The 15,549-nt window shown below is 40.3% G+C and carries 12 protein-coding genes; 7 read left to right on the top strand and 5 right to left on the bottom strand.

The window, feature by feature from the left end; translation table 11 throughout:
- Positions 1–98: 98 nt before the first annotated feature.
- Genes ABVT42_RS17105 through ABVT42_RS17095 form a run of 3 tightly spaced genes read right to left on the bottom strand, consistent with a single transcriptional unit; the run spans position 99 to position 3,876 of the window.
- Positions 99–485 (bottom strand): DUF2970 domain-containing protein, encoded by a 387-nt coding sequence (locus ABVT42_RS17105; protein ID WP_353897027.1) that lies wholly within the window; start codon positions 483–485, stop codon positions 99–101.
- Positions 486–541: 56 nt separating this feature from the next.
- Positions 542–2,488 carry a M14 family zinc carboxypeptidase gene (locus ABVT42_RS17100; protein WP_353897026.1) on the bottom strand — a complete coding sequence of 649 codons (1,947 nt, stop codon included), beginning with the start codon at positions 2,486–2,488 and terminating at the stop codon, positions 542–544.
- Positions 2,476–3,876, bottom strand: a complete 1,401-nt coding sequence (locus ABVT42_RS17095) for a hypothetical protein (RefSeq protein ID WP_353897025.1) — start codon at positions 3,874–3,876, stop codon at positions 2,476–2,478. Before ABVT42_RS17095 ends, ABVT42_RS17100 begins: the two co-directional genes overlap by 13 nt.
- A gap of 190 nt (positions 3,877–4,066) precedes the next feature.
- Between ABVT42_RS17095 and radA the strand changes: the two genes are divergently transcribed.
- Positions 4,067–5,446: a DNA repair protein RadA gene (gene radA, locus ABVT42_RS17090; RefSeq protein WP_353897024.1), complete on the top strand. Its 1,380-nt coding sequence runs from the start codon at positions 4,067–4,069 to the stop codon at positions 5,444–5,446.
- A 26-nt stretch (positions 5,447–5,472) separates the two neighbouring features.
- On the opposite strand, the gene ABVT42_RS17085 is transcribed toward radA, so the two are convergent.
- Positions 5,473–5,847 carry a PilZ domain-containing protein gene (locus ABVT42_RS17085; protein WP_353897023.1) on the bottom strand — a complete coding sequence of 125 codons (375 nt, stop codon included), beginning with the start codon at positions 5,845–5,847 and terminating at the stop codon, positions 5,473–5,475.
- A gap of 365 nt (positions 5,848–6,212) precedes the next feature.
- On the opposite strand from ABVT42_RS17085, the gene ylqF reads away from it, so the two are divergent.
- From ylqF to ABVT42_RS17055, 6 genes are all read left to right on the top strand, one after another.
- Positions 6,213–7,160 (top strand): ribosome biogenesis GTPase YlqF, encoded by a 948-nt coding sequence (ylqF, locus tag ABVT42_RS17080; protein ID WP_353897022.1) that lies wholly within the window; start codon positions 6,213–6,215, stop codon positions 7,158–7,160.
- A gap of 56 nt (positions 7,161–7,216) precedes the next feature.
- Complete coding sequence (locus ABVT42_RS17075; RefSeq protein WP_353897021.1) at positions 7,217–7,435, top strand: DUF3820 family protein; 219 nt, start codon at positions 7,217–7,219, stop codon at positions 7,433–7,435.
- 258 nt (positions 7,436–7,693) lie between these two features.
- Complete coding sequence (locus ABVT42_RS17070) at positions 7,694–9,286, top strand: metallophosphoesterase (protein ID WP_353897020.1); 1,593 nt, start codon at positions 7,694–7,696, stop codon at positions 9,284–9,286.
- Positions 9,287–9,397: 111 nt separating this feature from the next.
- Positions 9,398–10,870, top strand: a complete 1,473-nt coding sequence (locus tag ABVT42_RS17065) for a glutamate-cysteine ligase family protein (RefSeq protein ID WP_353897019.1) — start codon at positions 9,398–9,400, stop codon at positions 10,868–10,870.
- Positions 10,871–11,487: 617 nt separating this feature from the next.
- Positions 11,488–12,513: a M14 family metallopeptidase gene (locus ABVT42_RS17060; protein WP_353897018.1), complete on the top strand. Its 1,026-nt coding sequence runs from the start codon at positions 11,488–11,490 to the stop codon at positions 12,511–12,513.
- A gap of 514 nt (positions 12,514–13,027) precedes the next feature.
- Entirely contained in the window at positions 13,028–13,498 is a 471-nt protein-coding gene (locus tag ABVT42_RS17055; RefSeq protein ID WP_353897017.1) for an Lrp/AsnC family transcriptional regulator, read from the top strand.
- A gap of 278 nt (positions 13,499–13,776) precedes the next feature.
- Here the strand turns inward: ABVT42_RS17055 and ABVT42_RS17050 are convergent, their stop codons facing one another.
- Positions 13,777–15,513: a peptidylprolyl isomerase gene (locus ABVT42_RS17050; protein ID WP_353897016.1), complete on the bottom strand. Its 1,737-nt coding sequence runs from the start codon at positions 15,511–15,513 to the stop codon at positions 13,777–13,779.
- Positions 15,514–15,549 lie beyond the last annotated feature (36 nt).

Genomic DNA, 15,549 nt, shown 5'->3' with positions numbered 1-15,549 from the left:
TTCGACCAGGAAGTGATGGCGTATTTTAACATTTCTGGTCGAAAAGTGAGTTATTAATTAGAGATTTTTTATTAAATTTCAGAGTGTTAAGCTGTTTTTCAGGGACGACTACTTACCAATACCAAAATAAAAATAATCACCATCACCAGACCTGCAAACAAATAGATACCTAAATGACCAGACTCAAAATCCTGTTTACGCTTTTCTTCACTTTGTACCCCAATGAGTGCCGCTAAAATGCTTTGTAATACACTAAAAAATCCTGGATGGGTTACTGGTGATTTAGTTGGCGTTGCCGTTGTTTGACTGTTTTGCTTTTGAGTATCTTTTTCTGATGCGTTTAGTTCTTGAGAGTTTAGTTCTTGAGCGTTTTGATCTTTAGAGTTTAATTCTGGTGTATTTGGTTTTTGAATATTCGCTGTTTGATCGTCTGTTTTTTGAATGCTTGGCGCTTGCATGCTTTGATTTTGATTTTCTGGTGGCATAACTGACTCATTGAAAGGTGAATAGGTTATTCAATTAGTTTAACAGACTATTGGTGTCAATAAATTGAAATATTTTGCATGCGTCCAGGCGAAATTGAAGATAAATTCAATCTGACTAATAACACCAACAATCCGAGTAGCAGTACCGACAATCCGCCACCACCGCCTTGGCTGGTGGGAGGCGAGGGCGCAGGGGGAGGTAAAATAACGACTGCATTGGGATCAAAAAAAGCAGGGCTACCATCATCGATTAAACGAATACTGCGATCAATGCCGCCACTATCGGCTTGGTTACCATCCGTCGACTCATAACCTGACCAAGCGCCCTGTTGCCAGTTGATGATTGTTTGTGGCGAGGTGTCGAGTTGCTGACCGGCTAGGTCGGGGGCTTGAATAGCTAATTGAAGTAAACTGGCATCGAGCAATGGTGAGTTATCGGGTAATATAAAATGAACAGCATAACTATCGTCTTGATAGCGTAAGTAACCATTGTTGATGATGTTATCGGCATTTTCTGGTTGATTAAGCCAGGTGCCTGGCTGGCTGGTGTAGGGCGTTATTGACGCTAGAAAAGCTGCATCTTGATTGGTCAGTCCCTCAAAGTTAATTTGTGGCTGACTACTGATTGATAATCCGGGATAGGCTGATATTTCGCCGTTATTTCGCCAGCGCATCGGTTTGTTAAAAGAAACACGTAATTGGTACTCAACATTGGCAGATAGATCGATATGGGTGGGATTTTTATACTCACGTGTCGTTGTGTTTATGGACTGCCAATGTCCTAGATAAACTGTTTGACCATTATCAATACGAGTGATTTGTAGTTGCACAATACTGGGGGGGGCCGATTGCATGTAATATCCCAAAATTGATGCATTAGCCAGCTCGTTTCTAACCCGATTGATTTGTGATTCAGGCAAGATAAATCCATCATGTGATACACCAAGTCCACCATACTGTAATGCACCGCCGTTGCCGGGTTCAGTCTCCAGGGTATATGCTGGGATTTCATAGGTTGTTGCAAAATATTCGTCAGTTGCGCCAATGCCTGCACCAGCAGGGGATGGGCTATAGGCATATTGATTATTGTTCACCGCGCGCATTTTTGATGCCAGATTAGCCGTTATTTCGTTTCTGCGGGCATTATGGGTCTGAGGTGCAAAATAAACTTGAGTAAATGAATGGGTGTCGATGTATAGTCTTAATTGTTGATTGGCTATTTCGGCCGCCGTCAGTAATGCTTGAGTTTCAGGTTCGGAGGCTGCTGAAGCGCCATGATAAACGATTGAGCTTTGGCGATTTGAAGAACGTCCGGGATTAGTCGACCAGAAAGGATCATTATTGCGATTTAAATCGACACCAAAGAGATTATCTGTTTCGCTATTGATATCGTGATCAACACCACGCATATTTTTTCGGCGCATTCGGCCATCTCGTGGCCAATTAGGGGCGTCATCCTGATCTTGGGTATACATGGCAATTGCCGGATAACGTTGTGTTTGTTTAAATCCATCGACATTGAGCACTGGAATCAAAATCATGTGGGTGTTTTCTAGTAAGTACTGATAAAAACCCTGATCGTTCTGAAATGTATTAAAGCGCTCGATTATGCCGCTGACTACTTCGGGCGTTTGCCATTCCCGAGCATGTATTCCGCCATTTTGCAGAAATGCCCCTTCTAGCGCAAAGCCTTCTATAAGGGTATTGTCGCTGTCACTTAGTATAAATGCCCAAATAGGCGCTTGTTCAAATGAGGTGCCAATTCGGGTTGCAGTAATCGTGTCTGATGACAACGCAATATCTTGCAAGCGGGCTAGTAAGCTGTCGTAGTCACGAAAACCATCAACCGGTAGCAGTGAGTTAACCGGAACAGGCACTGGATAGCCCAGCGCTTTTTCATTGGCTTTGCCCGTTGGACTGTTTACATAGGTCATTTGCGTCGCTATAACATCAACACAACAACAGCTTAATACGAATATAAAGTATTTTATTAATTGAGCCATTGTTTTACCTCCTGAGCGATTGTTGCGGGCAATTTTTTCTCAGCGATTAACCAAGGTAAATATTCATCGGCTTTATCACTGAGTGAAAAAGCTAAAACAATATTTTTGATTAAAGTAAAGTCTGTTTTCGAGTCTAATATTGGTGCGGTTACTTGTTCAAGTTGCTGTATCAATTGGTCGGCTAATTGAGGTGTAAGGCTTTGCGCAAGGATATGGGCTGCGGTACTGCCGACACCGTCAGACTTGAGTAATGAAAGCATTATCGTTTGTTTTTGGGCGGGTAAAATATCGAGTTTTTCAATTTGATAAACGGCTTGTGAAGCATACGGCAGTATTGTTGTTAAAGACAAATATAAGTCCAGTTGCTGTGCTTGGGGCCAGCTTTGACGAAGATGGAAAAACTCATGTTGCAATGGTAAATTAGGGGTTTGTGTTAAAACCTGAATTAGCTGTGCGGTGTTTTGCGTATCTACCGCTAACATCATTTCCAAAACCGGGCTCAAAGTTGATTGTTGAGTGTGCTTTGATGGCTGGCCCATTGCGTTTGTTAATGGATTATACGGTGAGCTGTGCAATAATTTTTGTTTGTGTTGAATTGCCCAGCTTAATAAATTCACTTTTGCCTGCTTCGATAAATCTTCACGTATGATTGAAAAAATAGCAGCCTGTGTTGCACTGTCTTTTGACATTAACGATGCAAGTTGAGGTGTTTCAAAAAAGCCGCTTTCAATATCACTCTGGGTTTGCTGAGCCAATTGGTAATGTGTAAAGCGATTAAGTCGTGCTCGTGCCGTTTCAGCAAATGGAAAAGCGATAATCCACTGTTGGTGTGCGCCGTCAGTGAGCGCGGTAAGACTGGTAGATTTTTGGTGTGACCAGTCATGTAAGAGGCTTTGCTGCTCAGCCGACAATTGTTCCGGCATTGCTTCAACAATATTCAGCTTGATAAGTTCTTTGGCGGGTATTGGAATATTGGCTTGCTCTAATTGCTTGGCTTGATGGTGCAGCGAGTCCGCTGGGTTTGATTGCTCAGTTTGCCAATATTTATTCGCTAACTGTTGGGCTTGCTGTAGTTGAAGGTTATCTAGCTTGGTCAAAGTTGAGGTGAGCGGTGGTAACGGCAGGTTGGAGTGATTTTGGGTTAAATGGTTCGAGTTTTTGGGGGCGTTTGCCAGAGTGTCTGTTGTTAAAATGGTCGCCATACCGAAGACAGTTATCAAACTGAAAAATCGCATCATACTCACATGTTTTAGTTGAGCTGCAAGCGGCAACAGATTCAAGCTTGAAGACTTAAACCACATATTTAATATACGGATATTAAAATATCGAATGTTAAAAATGTTATTAAAAACGATGTTATAAATAGAGTGAGCCGGCAATCTAAACATATGACTTCCTTCAATCGAGCGATACTTTCAGCATATAATGGCAAAAGACTGAATAATAGTGTCAAGATACCAAAGTCAGTTGTTTGATGAAAATTCAATCTTTTTAATTTGTCGGCCCTGAATTTTCAATAACTTACGACTTTAACTCGCATCACTTTATCGCATTATAGAGTAAATTCAAGTATTCCTTATGTCGAAGACAAAAACACAATATGCCTGTAGCGAATGCGGGGCAATCTTTCCTAAATGGGCTGGGCAGTGCAGTGATTGCGGTCAATGGAACTGTCTGGTCGAACAGGTAGACGTCAAAAAGTCATCCAATAATCCTCGTTTTGCTGGTTACGCAGGCAATGAGCGCCAACTGCAAAAACTCAGCGAAGTTAAACATACGGACACGGTAAGAATCGCCACCAGTATCAGTGAACTTGATCGCGTGCTGGGTGGTGGATTAGTGCCTGGATCGGTGGTACTGATAGGCGGCGATCCGGGGATAGGCAAATCGACGATTTTATTGCAAACCATGTGTCACTTGAGTCATTCACTTAATGCGGTATATGTGACCGGTGAAGAGTCGGCTCAGCAGATATCGATGCGGGCTCATCGCCTAGGGCTAACCGGCGACCAACTTAGCTTATTAACCGAAACACAGGTTGAAACGATAATTGCTACTGCGCAGTCTACCCAGCCTCAGGTAATGGTTATAGACTCTATTCAAACGATTTATACTGAGCTTTTACAGTCTGCTCCCGGCGGAGTCGCACAAGTGCGCGAGAGTACTGCGCAGTTGGTGCGTTTTGCCAAACAAAAGAGTATTGCTTTATTTGTTGTCGGGCATGTGACCAAAGATGGTGCTTTGGCTGGACCGCGCGTGTTAGAGCATATGGTTGATGCGGTATTGTACTTTGAAGGCGAACGTGACGGTCGCTATCGAATTTTACGCGCAGTCAAAAACCGGTTTGGTGCGGTCAATGAGCTCGGCGTTTTTGCAATGACCGAAGAAGGATTGAAAGAAGTACAAAATCCCTCGGCAATATTTCTATCTCGTTATCAACAGGCGGCTGCGGGAAGCGTGGTGACCGTTACTTGGGAAGGTTCGCGACCTTTGTTGGTTGAAGTTCAGGCGCTAGTTGATGAATCGCATTTGGGTAATCCTCGGCGGGTGGCGGTTGGGCTCGAACAAAATCGTCTGGCCATGTTATTAGCGGTTTTATCAAGACACGGCGGTGTATTTTGTCATGATCAAGACGTCTTCTTGAATGTTGTTGGTGGCGTTCGAGTCATGGAAACCAGTGCCGATTTAGCCTTGTTATTGGCGGTAGTGTCCAGCTTGCGTAATCAGGTTTTACCGCAGGATCTTATTGTTTTTGGTGAGGTGGGACTGGCTGGTGAAATTCGGCCAGTACCGAATGGTCAGGAGCGCATTAAAGAAGCGCGCAAGCACGGGTTTAAACAAGCGATCGTGCCAAAGGCAAACGCACCCAAAAAAGCGATTGATGGGATTCGGGTTATCGGTGTGTCTCATTTGGGGGAAGCGCTGGCCGCACAACGAGAGCTGGATGCCATCAAATAAACGGCTTTGGCTAAGTGTCACTTAACTTATTCGTTATCTGAGCATAGAGCGCTGAAATCACGCTCTAGTAGTTGACTATCTCCAAGGTTAAGTTCTACAAGGCGGCGCAAATGAGTAATACTGTCGAGATCGATATGGGTACAAACCAAACCGAGTTTTTGTTCATGTTGATGGGTCAGTTCCAGTTCCATTGAAATTTTTTCACCGTCGGTTTGCGAGGTGAGTGGAATATCTACTTGATATCGAGAGTCCAACTCAATATCTGCAGGTTCTAACAATAAAATTAAAGCGCCGTGGAGTGAAATATCGATTATTTCGCAATCAAGTTGTCGTTTGTCGGCATAAAATTTAGCCGGCGTTTTGAATGCGACTCGATTAAAGTGGCGTCGCTCAGTGTTCATAGCAAATCCCAGTTAGTTTTTTGTTATTGGCACCAGTCAAGTCAGCTTGATGAGAAACGCACTAATCATTGATTAATGCGCACATCTCAATTTGACTGGCGACTGAATAGTCGTAAATCTCTCTTTAAATGTAGCATATCAAGCACTATTTAACCGAAAACTGTAACAGTTTAGTTGGCTGATAGGCTAATTGGCATGATTGTTTGCGGGGTGGTGCGGTAAAAACAGTTTTCTTTATCTTTCAATAAAAAGCACCTTTAACTTATCATTTTGCTGTGAAATCTCTACAATAGCGCTTATCAGCTTAATTTGTCGTTAATTTTGATGGCTATTTATTTCTTAAAATTTTTAAAGTTTAAAACATCATGACTATTCAGTGGTATCCCGGGCATATGCATAAAGCCCAAAAAGAAATTAAACAAGCACTCCCTGATATCGATTTAATTATCGAAGTCGTTGATGCTCGAATCCCTTATAGTAGTGCAAATCCGGTAATCGCTGATTTAGCCGAAAACAAAGGGATCAGTAAGCCGATTATCAAACTGATGAATAAAACTGACTTGGCCGATCCAGCTCGGACCGCGCAGTGGTGTGAATATTTAGAAAAACAGCAAGGCGTTAAAGCCTTACCTGTAACCGCTCAATCTCCTGAACAGGTTAAAAAAGTGATTGGGTTATGCCGCCGATTGGCTCCCCAGCGAACAACTAAGGAATTGCCGGTCAGAGCAATGATTATGGGAATTCCTAATGTTGGAAAATCGACAATCATTAATATTTTATCGCAAAAAACAATTGCAAAAGTGGGTAACGAACCTGCTGTTACTCAACGCCAACAACGGATTGACTTAAAAGAAGGTGTGATATTATTTGATACGCCAGGGATTCTTTGGCCCAAAATTGATAACACCCATAGTAGCTATCGGCTAGCAATTAGCGGCGCAATAAAAGATACCGCATTGGATTATGAAGATGTTGCTTTTTATGCCATAGAGTATCTATTGAAAAACTATCAATCATTGTTGGCTGAGCATTTTAAACTTGACGAACATGAACTTGCATCTTATCAGTCAGAATCCTGGATGGCATTGGAGTTAATTGGACGTTTACGTGGTTGTTTAAAAGCTGGTGGACGCATCGATATGGATAAAGTCTGTAAAATTCTGATACATGAATACCGTGCAGGGAATATTGGAAAAATTACGCTAGAGTCACCTGCTATGATTGAAAAAGAGTTGATTGAAGTTGCCGAAATGCTAAAGCAAAAAGCAGAAAAAAAAGCAGCTAGAAAAGCGGGGTTTAAAAAGAAACGGTAGTGTTTTATTAAAAGATATCGGTAATAATTATAAGAGAAGTTTGGAAAAAATTATTCATGTTTGAAAAACAAAACCTAGTTGATATTGCTAATACCACTATGCCGTTTGGTAAATATCAGGGGCGTCGATTAATTGATTTGCCTGAACCTTATTTAGTTTGGTTTGCTAACCAAGGATTACCCAAAGGAAAATTAGGCGAGCTATTAGCGCTGACCCTGGAGATAAAAATTAATGGTCTTGAAAAGTTGATCATACCATTAAAACAAGAGCACTAATTGAGATAAAATAACCGGGTTAAAAGGTTAAAAGGTTAAAAGGTTAAAAGAGATTAGCTATAAAAGAATTAAATAATAAATGATTCCCCCCCCTTCTTTTTGTAAATAAATGCTTATGCTTATCTGCCTAGGCATATAGCGCAAGTAAAAAGCTCTTTTTGCGATTATTGGTAAATTCTAAGTCCTTCATTATTTATTTTCGTTAAACTAAAACGATAACTCAATAACAATAACTTCAATAACAATAAGGAAACCATTTTGAACCGAATAATTCGATTAAACATATTAGGCGTGCTGTGCAGCGGTATTTCTTGCATGGGACAATTTGTTAATGCGGATGTTGCCGCAAAGTCTTATGCCAACTATGTTGTGTTGGGGCAATCATCACAAGGTAAAAATATTGCGCTTGCCCGAACGATTATCGATGAAGCGCAGTTGTGTCCGAGTATTGCACCTATAAAATCCCAAGCTACCCAAAAAGCCAATGCTGACGCAGTGCAAATAATGATTCCTCGTGAAAATCCGAATCACTTTTCGGTTATAGTGTGTGAAGCGCAAATTGACTTCGATAAAGCCTATCAAGTTCAATTTAAACAACAGACTGTTCGCTTACCGGTCGCTATGTCTAATCCGCAAAATATTTTTGTTTATGGTGACAGTGGTTGTAAACGAGCAAAACCTGGTAAAGGAGGGTGTTTACCCGGCGAAGCAGCCGAACCATTTAAAACGCTGGCAGATGCCGGTGCTAAAATGAAGCCTGACTTGATTTTACATATGGGTGACTATAACTATCGTGGTACTTCAGGCGATGTTTACTTTACTGAAAAAAATCAACAGGGACAATTGCAGCAAGTGAAACATTGGACATATGATGCCGGTGATGGTAGCTCTCAAGCCGAACATTGCGAGCAGCAGCCAGGCACGCCTTTTTATAGTCAGTCGGCGGATAATAGTAATTATCCTGATATTTGGCAAAACTGGCATGATGATGTTTTCAAACCAGCTAAAAAATTGCTAGCTGCTGCACCTTGGGTGGTTGCACGGGGGAATCATGAACTATGTAGTCGCGCTGGCGCGGGCTATTTTTACTTTTTAGATCCGCATTCTAATCTGATCACTGGTGACCAACAGTTAAGTTGTCCAAAGCCACAGCTTAATTTAAGTGCAATCGACAATACCATTCAAATACCTAGTTATAAAGTTGGCTTTAACAATCTGGATATTATTGTTGTAGACTCTGCTAATGCCTGCGATAGTTTTACGGATTCTCCATTTACAAGCATTTATACAAAAGAGTTTGCCGCAATTAATCAGATGACGGGTGATAAACCTGCCTGGTTAATGGGACATCGACCGATTTGGGGGATTACCGAATACTATGCAACGGAAAGCACTGGGTGTACTAGCACGAACCAATTTGGCTGCATTAATCAGATGATGCAACAAGCTATTGCACAACAACCTGGCAAGCGACTCTCAAGCGCTATTCAATTATTGTTAGCGGGGCATATGCATCGTTATCAAAGTGTGAGTTTTGCCCAGGATCGTGCACCACAATTAGTGATTGGGACTAGTGGGGTTGCGCTAGACTCTGCTGCGCCAGATGGTGCGGTTACCGCCAGTATTGATAATCAACAAGTGAGGGTCTTAACAACTAATAACGAATTACGCTATAACAATAAAATTGTCGATGCTTATGGTTTTTTAACAATGAATGTAAAGGCCAATGGTCAATGGCAGGCAAAGCTGGTCAATCCGGCTAAAAAATTAACCTTGGTAAACTGTTCGAGTGAGCAAAATCTGGCACAGGGACTTTGTGAATTTTCCTCCGGTATTTCTGTTACGCAATAATATATTATTGTTTTTTTCTTTTAATTAATCTGGTGCGATTGATCGAGGTTAATTCCCCTTGACAAAAATTCTGTTATTATTATCTATCATTATTAAATTGATGGAGTAACAATGGGTAGAGATATCTGTGAAAAAGAATATTCTGCAGACGATTATGAGCTATTTAATCACAAAATTCATCAGCAGGTTGATCAGTTAAAAAAGATTATACTTCTACCTGAGTTTGGTCATGATGAAACCTGCATTGGTGCAGAGCTTGAGGTCTATTTGTTGGATGAAAATGGCGAAGTCAATCCAGTAAATCTACAATTACTCAAACTATTAAATCACTCACAATTTCAGTCAGAACTTAATACCTTTAATATGGAAGTTAATCTAAAACCTGTGCTTGCAAAAGGGCGTCCGTTTTCTTCCTTAACGCAAGAAATTCTTGAAAAATATAATGATATTTGTCGGGCGGGAGAAGAAATTAAAACTCGCCCATTGGCCATTGGTATTTTGCCTACACTGCAAGAAAGGCATCTCTCCCACGAATTTATGACGCCAGTTGATCGCTATAAAGTTTTAGCGAGAGAGTTATTAAAACAACGAGGCGAACCATTTCATATAAAAATTGATGGTGAAGAACCCGTTGATTTTAAAACCTCAGATGTCTGCGTCGAAGGGGCAAATACCTCCTTTCAAGTGCACTTAATGGTAAAACCTGAACAGTTTGCCAATGTATTTAATGCGGCACAATTAACTTTACCTATGGCGCTGGCGGTAGCGGCTAATTCAGGTGTGTTTTTGGGACAGTGTACGTGGGATGAAACTCGAGTTGTGTTGTTCAAACAGTCTATCGACAGCAGAATGCCAGACGCATCTGGATGGCGTCAGCCTGCGAGAGTTACCTTTGGACATGGCTGGGTGAGAAAAAGCGCTTGGGAGCTTTTTGCAGAAACGGTTAACTTATATCAGCCTATTTTTCCTGAAATAATTAATGAAAACGATAGCGCTCCAATTCCTGAACTAGCAGAGCTTAATCTGCATATGGGGTCAACCTGGCCGTGGCATCGTGCAATTTACTCCAATCATGGCAAAGGTCATTTGCGCATAGAGTTTAGAGCCTTGCCTGCCGGGCCGACTGCCTTAGATATGGCGGCTAATGCGGCGTTTTCAATAGGTATGGCCGTAGGGCTACAAGATAAAATTGATGAGTATATTGCCAGAATTCCTTTTCGATTTGCCGAATATAATTTTTATCGCGCAGCGAAAAACAGCTTGCATGCAACCATTTTATGGCCACAAAAGTTTCAAAACAAACCGGTTGAAGTGCCAATTAAGAATGTTATTGACGAAATGTTACTGATTGCAAATGACGGCTTAAGCCGATTGCAGGTTGACTTAAAAGAGCGAGATAAGTTTTTAAATCTCATTCAGCGTCGATTGGCACTTGGAATGAACGGGGCCATTTGGCAAAAGAAAATATTAACATCGTTACGTTCACAGTATGATAACTTTACAGCGTGTAAAAAAATGATGGAGCGTTATTATCTTCATCAAAAAGAAGGTTGTCCTGTTAGTGACTGGCCCAAAAAATACTAAACAGCTTACGAGCTTGTGGAAACAATCAAAATAGAGTGTAAAAAACGATGGGTTTAAAAGGTAAATTGTAGACGTTAACCACAAAAAATAACGCAAAGAAGTAATCAATTAATTTAAGGGGGGCTATAGAATTTAATGGAATATTAACAACAGGGATGTGACGGGCGAATATAAAAAATAGAAGCTAAAAAATTGAAATAGCCACTAAAAAATCAATGTATACCGATAAAAGGATGAATGGCCTTGAATTATGCTGAAGGAGAATGTTCGATAAGGTGTTAGATTTTTTCGAGAGATTAAATGGTAAATATTAACTTGTCGATATTGAAATGCCGCACAAAAACACAATGTATGATTTGATAGCCTGAACGCTTTATGTGATTTTTTTAACTGCCGTATAAGATGTGTAATACTGCTTTACGCCAGTGAAAATTCTATTGCAAAAAATCAAATAAAATGACTTTATTGACTTGTGTTAAGGTCGTTTTAAATTTGAACTGTTATATTCAACTGATACAGTCTGCTTCGAAGTAATTAACATTCGAAGCAATCAACAAACGAATTTCTTTTTTAGTTAAACAGAAAAGCGTTAAAATCCATAACCAGAGAGGAACTCTATGAAAATACTTTCTCCCATTCCTGAATATTTCGGTGACTCCTTTCGTCATTCTATTCAGCCTGAAGCGTTGGATTTTTTACATCAATTAAATGGTTTGTCAATTATTGATATTAAAGGCCAGGATACGTCGAGATGGCGAGTTGTAACAACCTTGATTCATGGAAATGAACCTTCTGGATTTATTGCTACTCATTGGTGGTTGAAACAAGCGTTCAAGCCAATAACCAATATCAGAATTATTATTTGTAATCCAGAAGCGGCACAAATTGCTCCAGCATTTTCTCAGCGTTATATTCCTTCGGGAGAAGATTTAAATCGCTTTTTTGCAGAACCCCTTGAAAATGATCATGAGATTGCTATTCGTGCCAGACAAATTAAACGGGCAATTGAAGAGGTGCGTCCCGAAGCCGTTATTGATTTGCATAATACCTCAGGCAATAGTCCGGCATTTGCCGTTTCGATTTATGATTCAATCAAAGAGCTGGCTTTGGCTGAGTTATTTACACAAAAATTTATTTTTACTGGGTTAAAGGTGGGGGCATTGATGGAGCAATCACTTGGTGCACCAATTGTCACTGTCGAATGCGGCGGTGCTAATCAGATTCGCTCCCATCAGGTTGCCTGTGATGGGTTGGCACAATATTTTACTCTCAATGATTTATTTGAAAGAGAAACCAAAAACATGTCGGTTCATCGTCATCCTATACGGGTAGAGCTGGTTGATAAAGCTGTTGTTGGTTTTGCACAAAATAAATTACCCACCTGTAATATTACCTTTCGCGAAGATATTGAGCAGTTCAATCAAAAACAGATTAATGAAGGTGAGTTTTTAGGTTGGTACAATCAACAGCAGCAGCTACCTCTAAAAGCGACTGACGAGCAAGGCGTTAATCGTATAGGGCAACTGATCGAAACCCGAAATAATGAGGTTTATGCTAAACAGTCGATGCAATTATTTATGATTACCACGTTGCGCGAGATTGCGACCAAAGACTGCCTGTTTTATGCCACACTGAATCATTAAGCAAATGGTTAGCGGCGCAACTTTCTTTGGTCGCTGATTATTACTAATGGCGGTTCGCTATGATAGGTAAATACGCTTAAACGCCAAATCACTCGCAGATAGCAGTGCTAAAAGGCGAAATAATTGTAAAGGTTATAGAACTAAATATTGTTAAACTTAAATTGATGAAAACTTGGTTTTGCTGTATCAAATTAACTCAACTTTTAATATCAATGGCGACTTAACCTTTACGTAACCCTATGACAAGCTTAGCAAATCCTTACTGCACTTCCAGCAAACTCAGGTGGGCTGGCGTTTGCTGTATTAACTGGTTGGAATTTCTTTTTATAATATTTTCTTACAGTAAATTTTCTCTGATATAAGAATTTAGTGAAAACTGTCATATTACCGTATGTGATTATGTGTTTTTTGCTGTTAGGCAATAAAAAACTCTGCAAATGTGTCTTAGTGAATCTTTTCATTAGTTTGCAATTGTTCTACTATTGGCACACCCAGGTACAATTTATACGAGCAAATGGTAGAAATAAATTTAAACGAAATCGATTGGAAAATATTAAGCATTCTCCAAAAAGATGGTCGTATTAGATTAAATAGGCTGGCTGAGTTGGTGGGATTATCTGCACCTGCTTGCCACTCGCGAATAGAGAAGCTTGAGTCTTTTGGATACATTAAAGGTTATGTAGCAGTACTTGAGCATCGAAAAGCGGGATTTGATGTAGTGAGTCTGGTGTTTGTTGACTTCGAAGATCATACTATCGAAAAAAGAAACCAAGTATTAGCTGAACTCAAAGCCATAGATGAAGTTGTTGAAATTTTACACATTACAGGTAGCCATGATTTACAAATTCGAGTCATGGTAAAAAATTCACAGCAACTGAATCACTTAGTCAATGATACGATCTCGGCAATTGAAGGAGTTGCCCGTGTGCATACCTCAATGGTATTAGATATTTGTAAACCTTTGAATGGTATTCCAATCAAATAAGTCGGTTAGTTATCTGATTGATGATGGCTCTTTATCATCGGGCGGTCGTAAGCTATTTATCTGATAAATGTAATACCGGTTTTTTATATTAGCCCACTGTTTATATTAGCCCACTGTAAGGTGGGCTTACTCTTCTTCTTTTACCAAAGTTCTTTTATGATATATCAAATATCAAATATCAAGGTTGTTAACTATACTCAGGTGTAACAAGTGATAATTTTAAAGTAACCAGTGAAACTTTTAATGATTCTTTCGAGCCAGTTAAATCGTTTTAATCGCTAGTCAGCTTCAACGACCTTGGCTTCAATAATTTTAGCACCATTTGTTAATTGATAAACATTTTCCTGACCTGCAATAACAGTAGCGAAAATCGTGTATTTTCTATCTAAGTGTAAATTTCTGGCGGTATTAATAAAAAACTGTGAAGTACCGGTGTCTTTACCAAGTGTGGCTATGCCGACTGTCATTGGGATATGCGCTAGAAAACTAATTTCTTCGCGAATCGTGGTATTACTCGACCCTTCACCATTGCCAATTGAATCGCCACCTTGAGCAACAAAGTTGCCGATTACACGGCTAAAGTAGCTGCCATTGTATAAACCCTGATTAACATATTGAACAAAGTGCCAACTGGTGTATGGTGCTTGGGGAAGTAAAGCCAGAGTGATTTCACCTGCGGTTGTCGATAAAACTATTTTCTTATCGATTACTTTGCGTACTTCTGTAAACTTAGGTGTGACTGCCGTGGTGACTTTTTCTTGTTGGTTATCGGTGAGCAGGCTTTTAGCGACATTGGCAACTGCTTCGCTGGGATCGTTTGTAAAAAACTCAATGGTTTTTTTAAAATCTGTTTTTGATTTATTATGTAATGCACCCAGCAAGCGAATTTTTACATAGTCAGATGGATGTTTGATTAGTTTAACAATCCAGCTCATTTTATCTTTATTTTGTCGCGAAATCAGGCCGTTGATTGCTTCAACTACCATTGCTGGATTGTCATTTTTTAGTTGTTGCTTTAGCAGTCCCATCACTTTTTCTGAATCGATCTTAGATTGTGCGATGACTTGCAGTGCGGTATGCGCCAGTTGCGGCTGATGAGAGAGTTGTAATTTCCCTAATTGAATTAAGGTTTGCGGAAAATCAATCAGATTTTTTAATCCTTGCGTAGCTGCAATTTGTACCCCCAGATCCTGACTGTCACTTTGTTCAATCAACCAAGCAACAAAAGCGCGATTGGTTTGCTGGCTTTGTGCAGAATTATTTTCGCTGACTTTATTAATTAAGCGTGCAACGACCATAATTTGCTGCGAAGTGAGTTTTTGCTTGGTCAGACTTAATAGTTTTGTCGCAGATAAATATTTAGCAACTTCGGGAACGCGGTTGATAAACAGACCAATTTTGTTGGCTATTTCTGGTTGTGCTGCCAGTCTGTCAAGCAGTGAATTAAAGTCAACTTGTGACAGATCGTCTTTTAACTGTGGGTTAAATACCATGGCGGTGCCGAGTCCATGGAATAACGCCCCTTGCAATTCAATATTTTTCTCTTTAGGTAATTGTTTCAATAATTGACTTACCAATTGATCTGGACCAAGTAAACCCAGGGCAAGATAAATTTCACTTTTGACTGAAGGGTGGGTTTCCTTAGCCAGTTGTTGCCATAATAACGGCGCGTTTTCTTTATCGGCGCTAATGCCAATAGCGAAGGCTGCATTTTTACGCAATGAAGGTTTATCAGCACCTAAAAATGGAGTAACCATCGCAATTGCCATTTTTCCACCGATACGACCCAAGCCGAGTAAGGCGGCATTTTGTTGAGTTAAATCATCCGCGGCGAGTGCTTGCTGAAATATTTCATGGGAGGCATCGCGTTTATCAACTTGATTGTATATTTGTTGTACGGTCGAGTCGTCCAGCGGAATATCTTTGAATGAAATATTAGGTGACTCACTTGCCAAAAGATTGTTAGCAAGTGCAGCAAAAAACAGTAAACAGATTCGATTGAGAAATGTACACATGTTGCCAGACCGTTCCTTTTATGGGAATAAAGGCTG

Source organism: Aliikangiella maris (genome assembly GCF_040719265.1).
GTDB classification, from domain to species: Bacteria; Pseudomonadota; Gammaproteobacteria; order Enterobacterales; family Kangiellaceae; genus Aliikangiella; species Aliikangiella maris.
This window is presented reverse-complemented; position numbering and strand designations above follow the sequence as displayed.

What these genes read in the sequence shown, in the direction of transcription:
- ABVT42_RS17055 (WP_353897017.1), top strand. Translation starts at nt 13,028, where the DNA reads ATGGTAGAAATAAATTTAAACGAAATCGATTGGAAAATATTAAGCATT.
- ABVT42_RS17060 (WP_353897018.1), top strand. Translation starts at nt 11,488, where the DNA reads ATGAAAATACTTTCTCCCATTCCTGAATATTTCGGTGACTCCTTTCGT.
- ylqF (WP_353897022.1), top strand. Translation starts at nt 6,213, where the DNA reads ATGACTATTCAGTGGTATCCCGGGCATATGCATAAAGCCCAAAAAGAA.
- ABVT42_RS17100 (WP_353897026.1), bottom strand. Translation starts at nt 2,488, where the DNA reads ATGGCTCAATTAATAAAATACTTTATATTCGTATTAAGCTGTTGTTGT.
- radA (WP_353897024.1), top strand. Translation starts at nt 4,067, where the DNA reads ATGTCGAAGACAAAAACACAATATGCCTGTAGCGAATGCGGGGCAATC.
- ABVT42_RS17095 (WP_353897025.1), bottom strand. Translation starts at nt 3,876, where the DNA reads ATGTTTAGATTGCCGGCTCACTCTATTTATAACATCGTTTTTAATAAC.
- ABVT42_RS17050 (WP_353897016.1), bottom strand. Translation starts at nt 15,513, where the DNA reads ATGTGTACATTTCTCAATCGAATCTGTTTACTGTTTTTTGCTGCACTT.
- ABVT42_RS17075 (WP_353897021.1), top strand. Translation starts at nt 7,217, where the DNA reads ATGTTTGAAAAACAAAACCTAGTTGATATTGCTAATACCACTATGCCG.
- ABVT42_RS17085 (WP_353897023.1), bottom strand. Translation starts at nt 5,847, where the DNA reads ATGAACACTGAGCGACGCCACTTTAATCGAGTCGCATTCAAAACGCCG.
- ABVT42_RS17065 (WP_353897019.1), top strand. Translation starts at nt 9,398, where the DNA reads ATGGGTAGAGATATCTGTGAAAAAGAATATTCTGCAGACGATTATGAG.
- ABVT42_RS17105 (WP_353897027.1), bottom strand. Translation starts at nt 485, where the DNA reads ATGCCACCAGAAAATCAAAATCAAAGCATGCAAGCGCCAAGCATTCAA.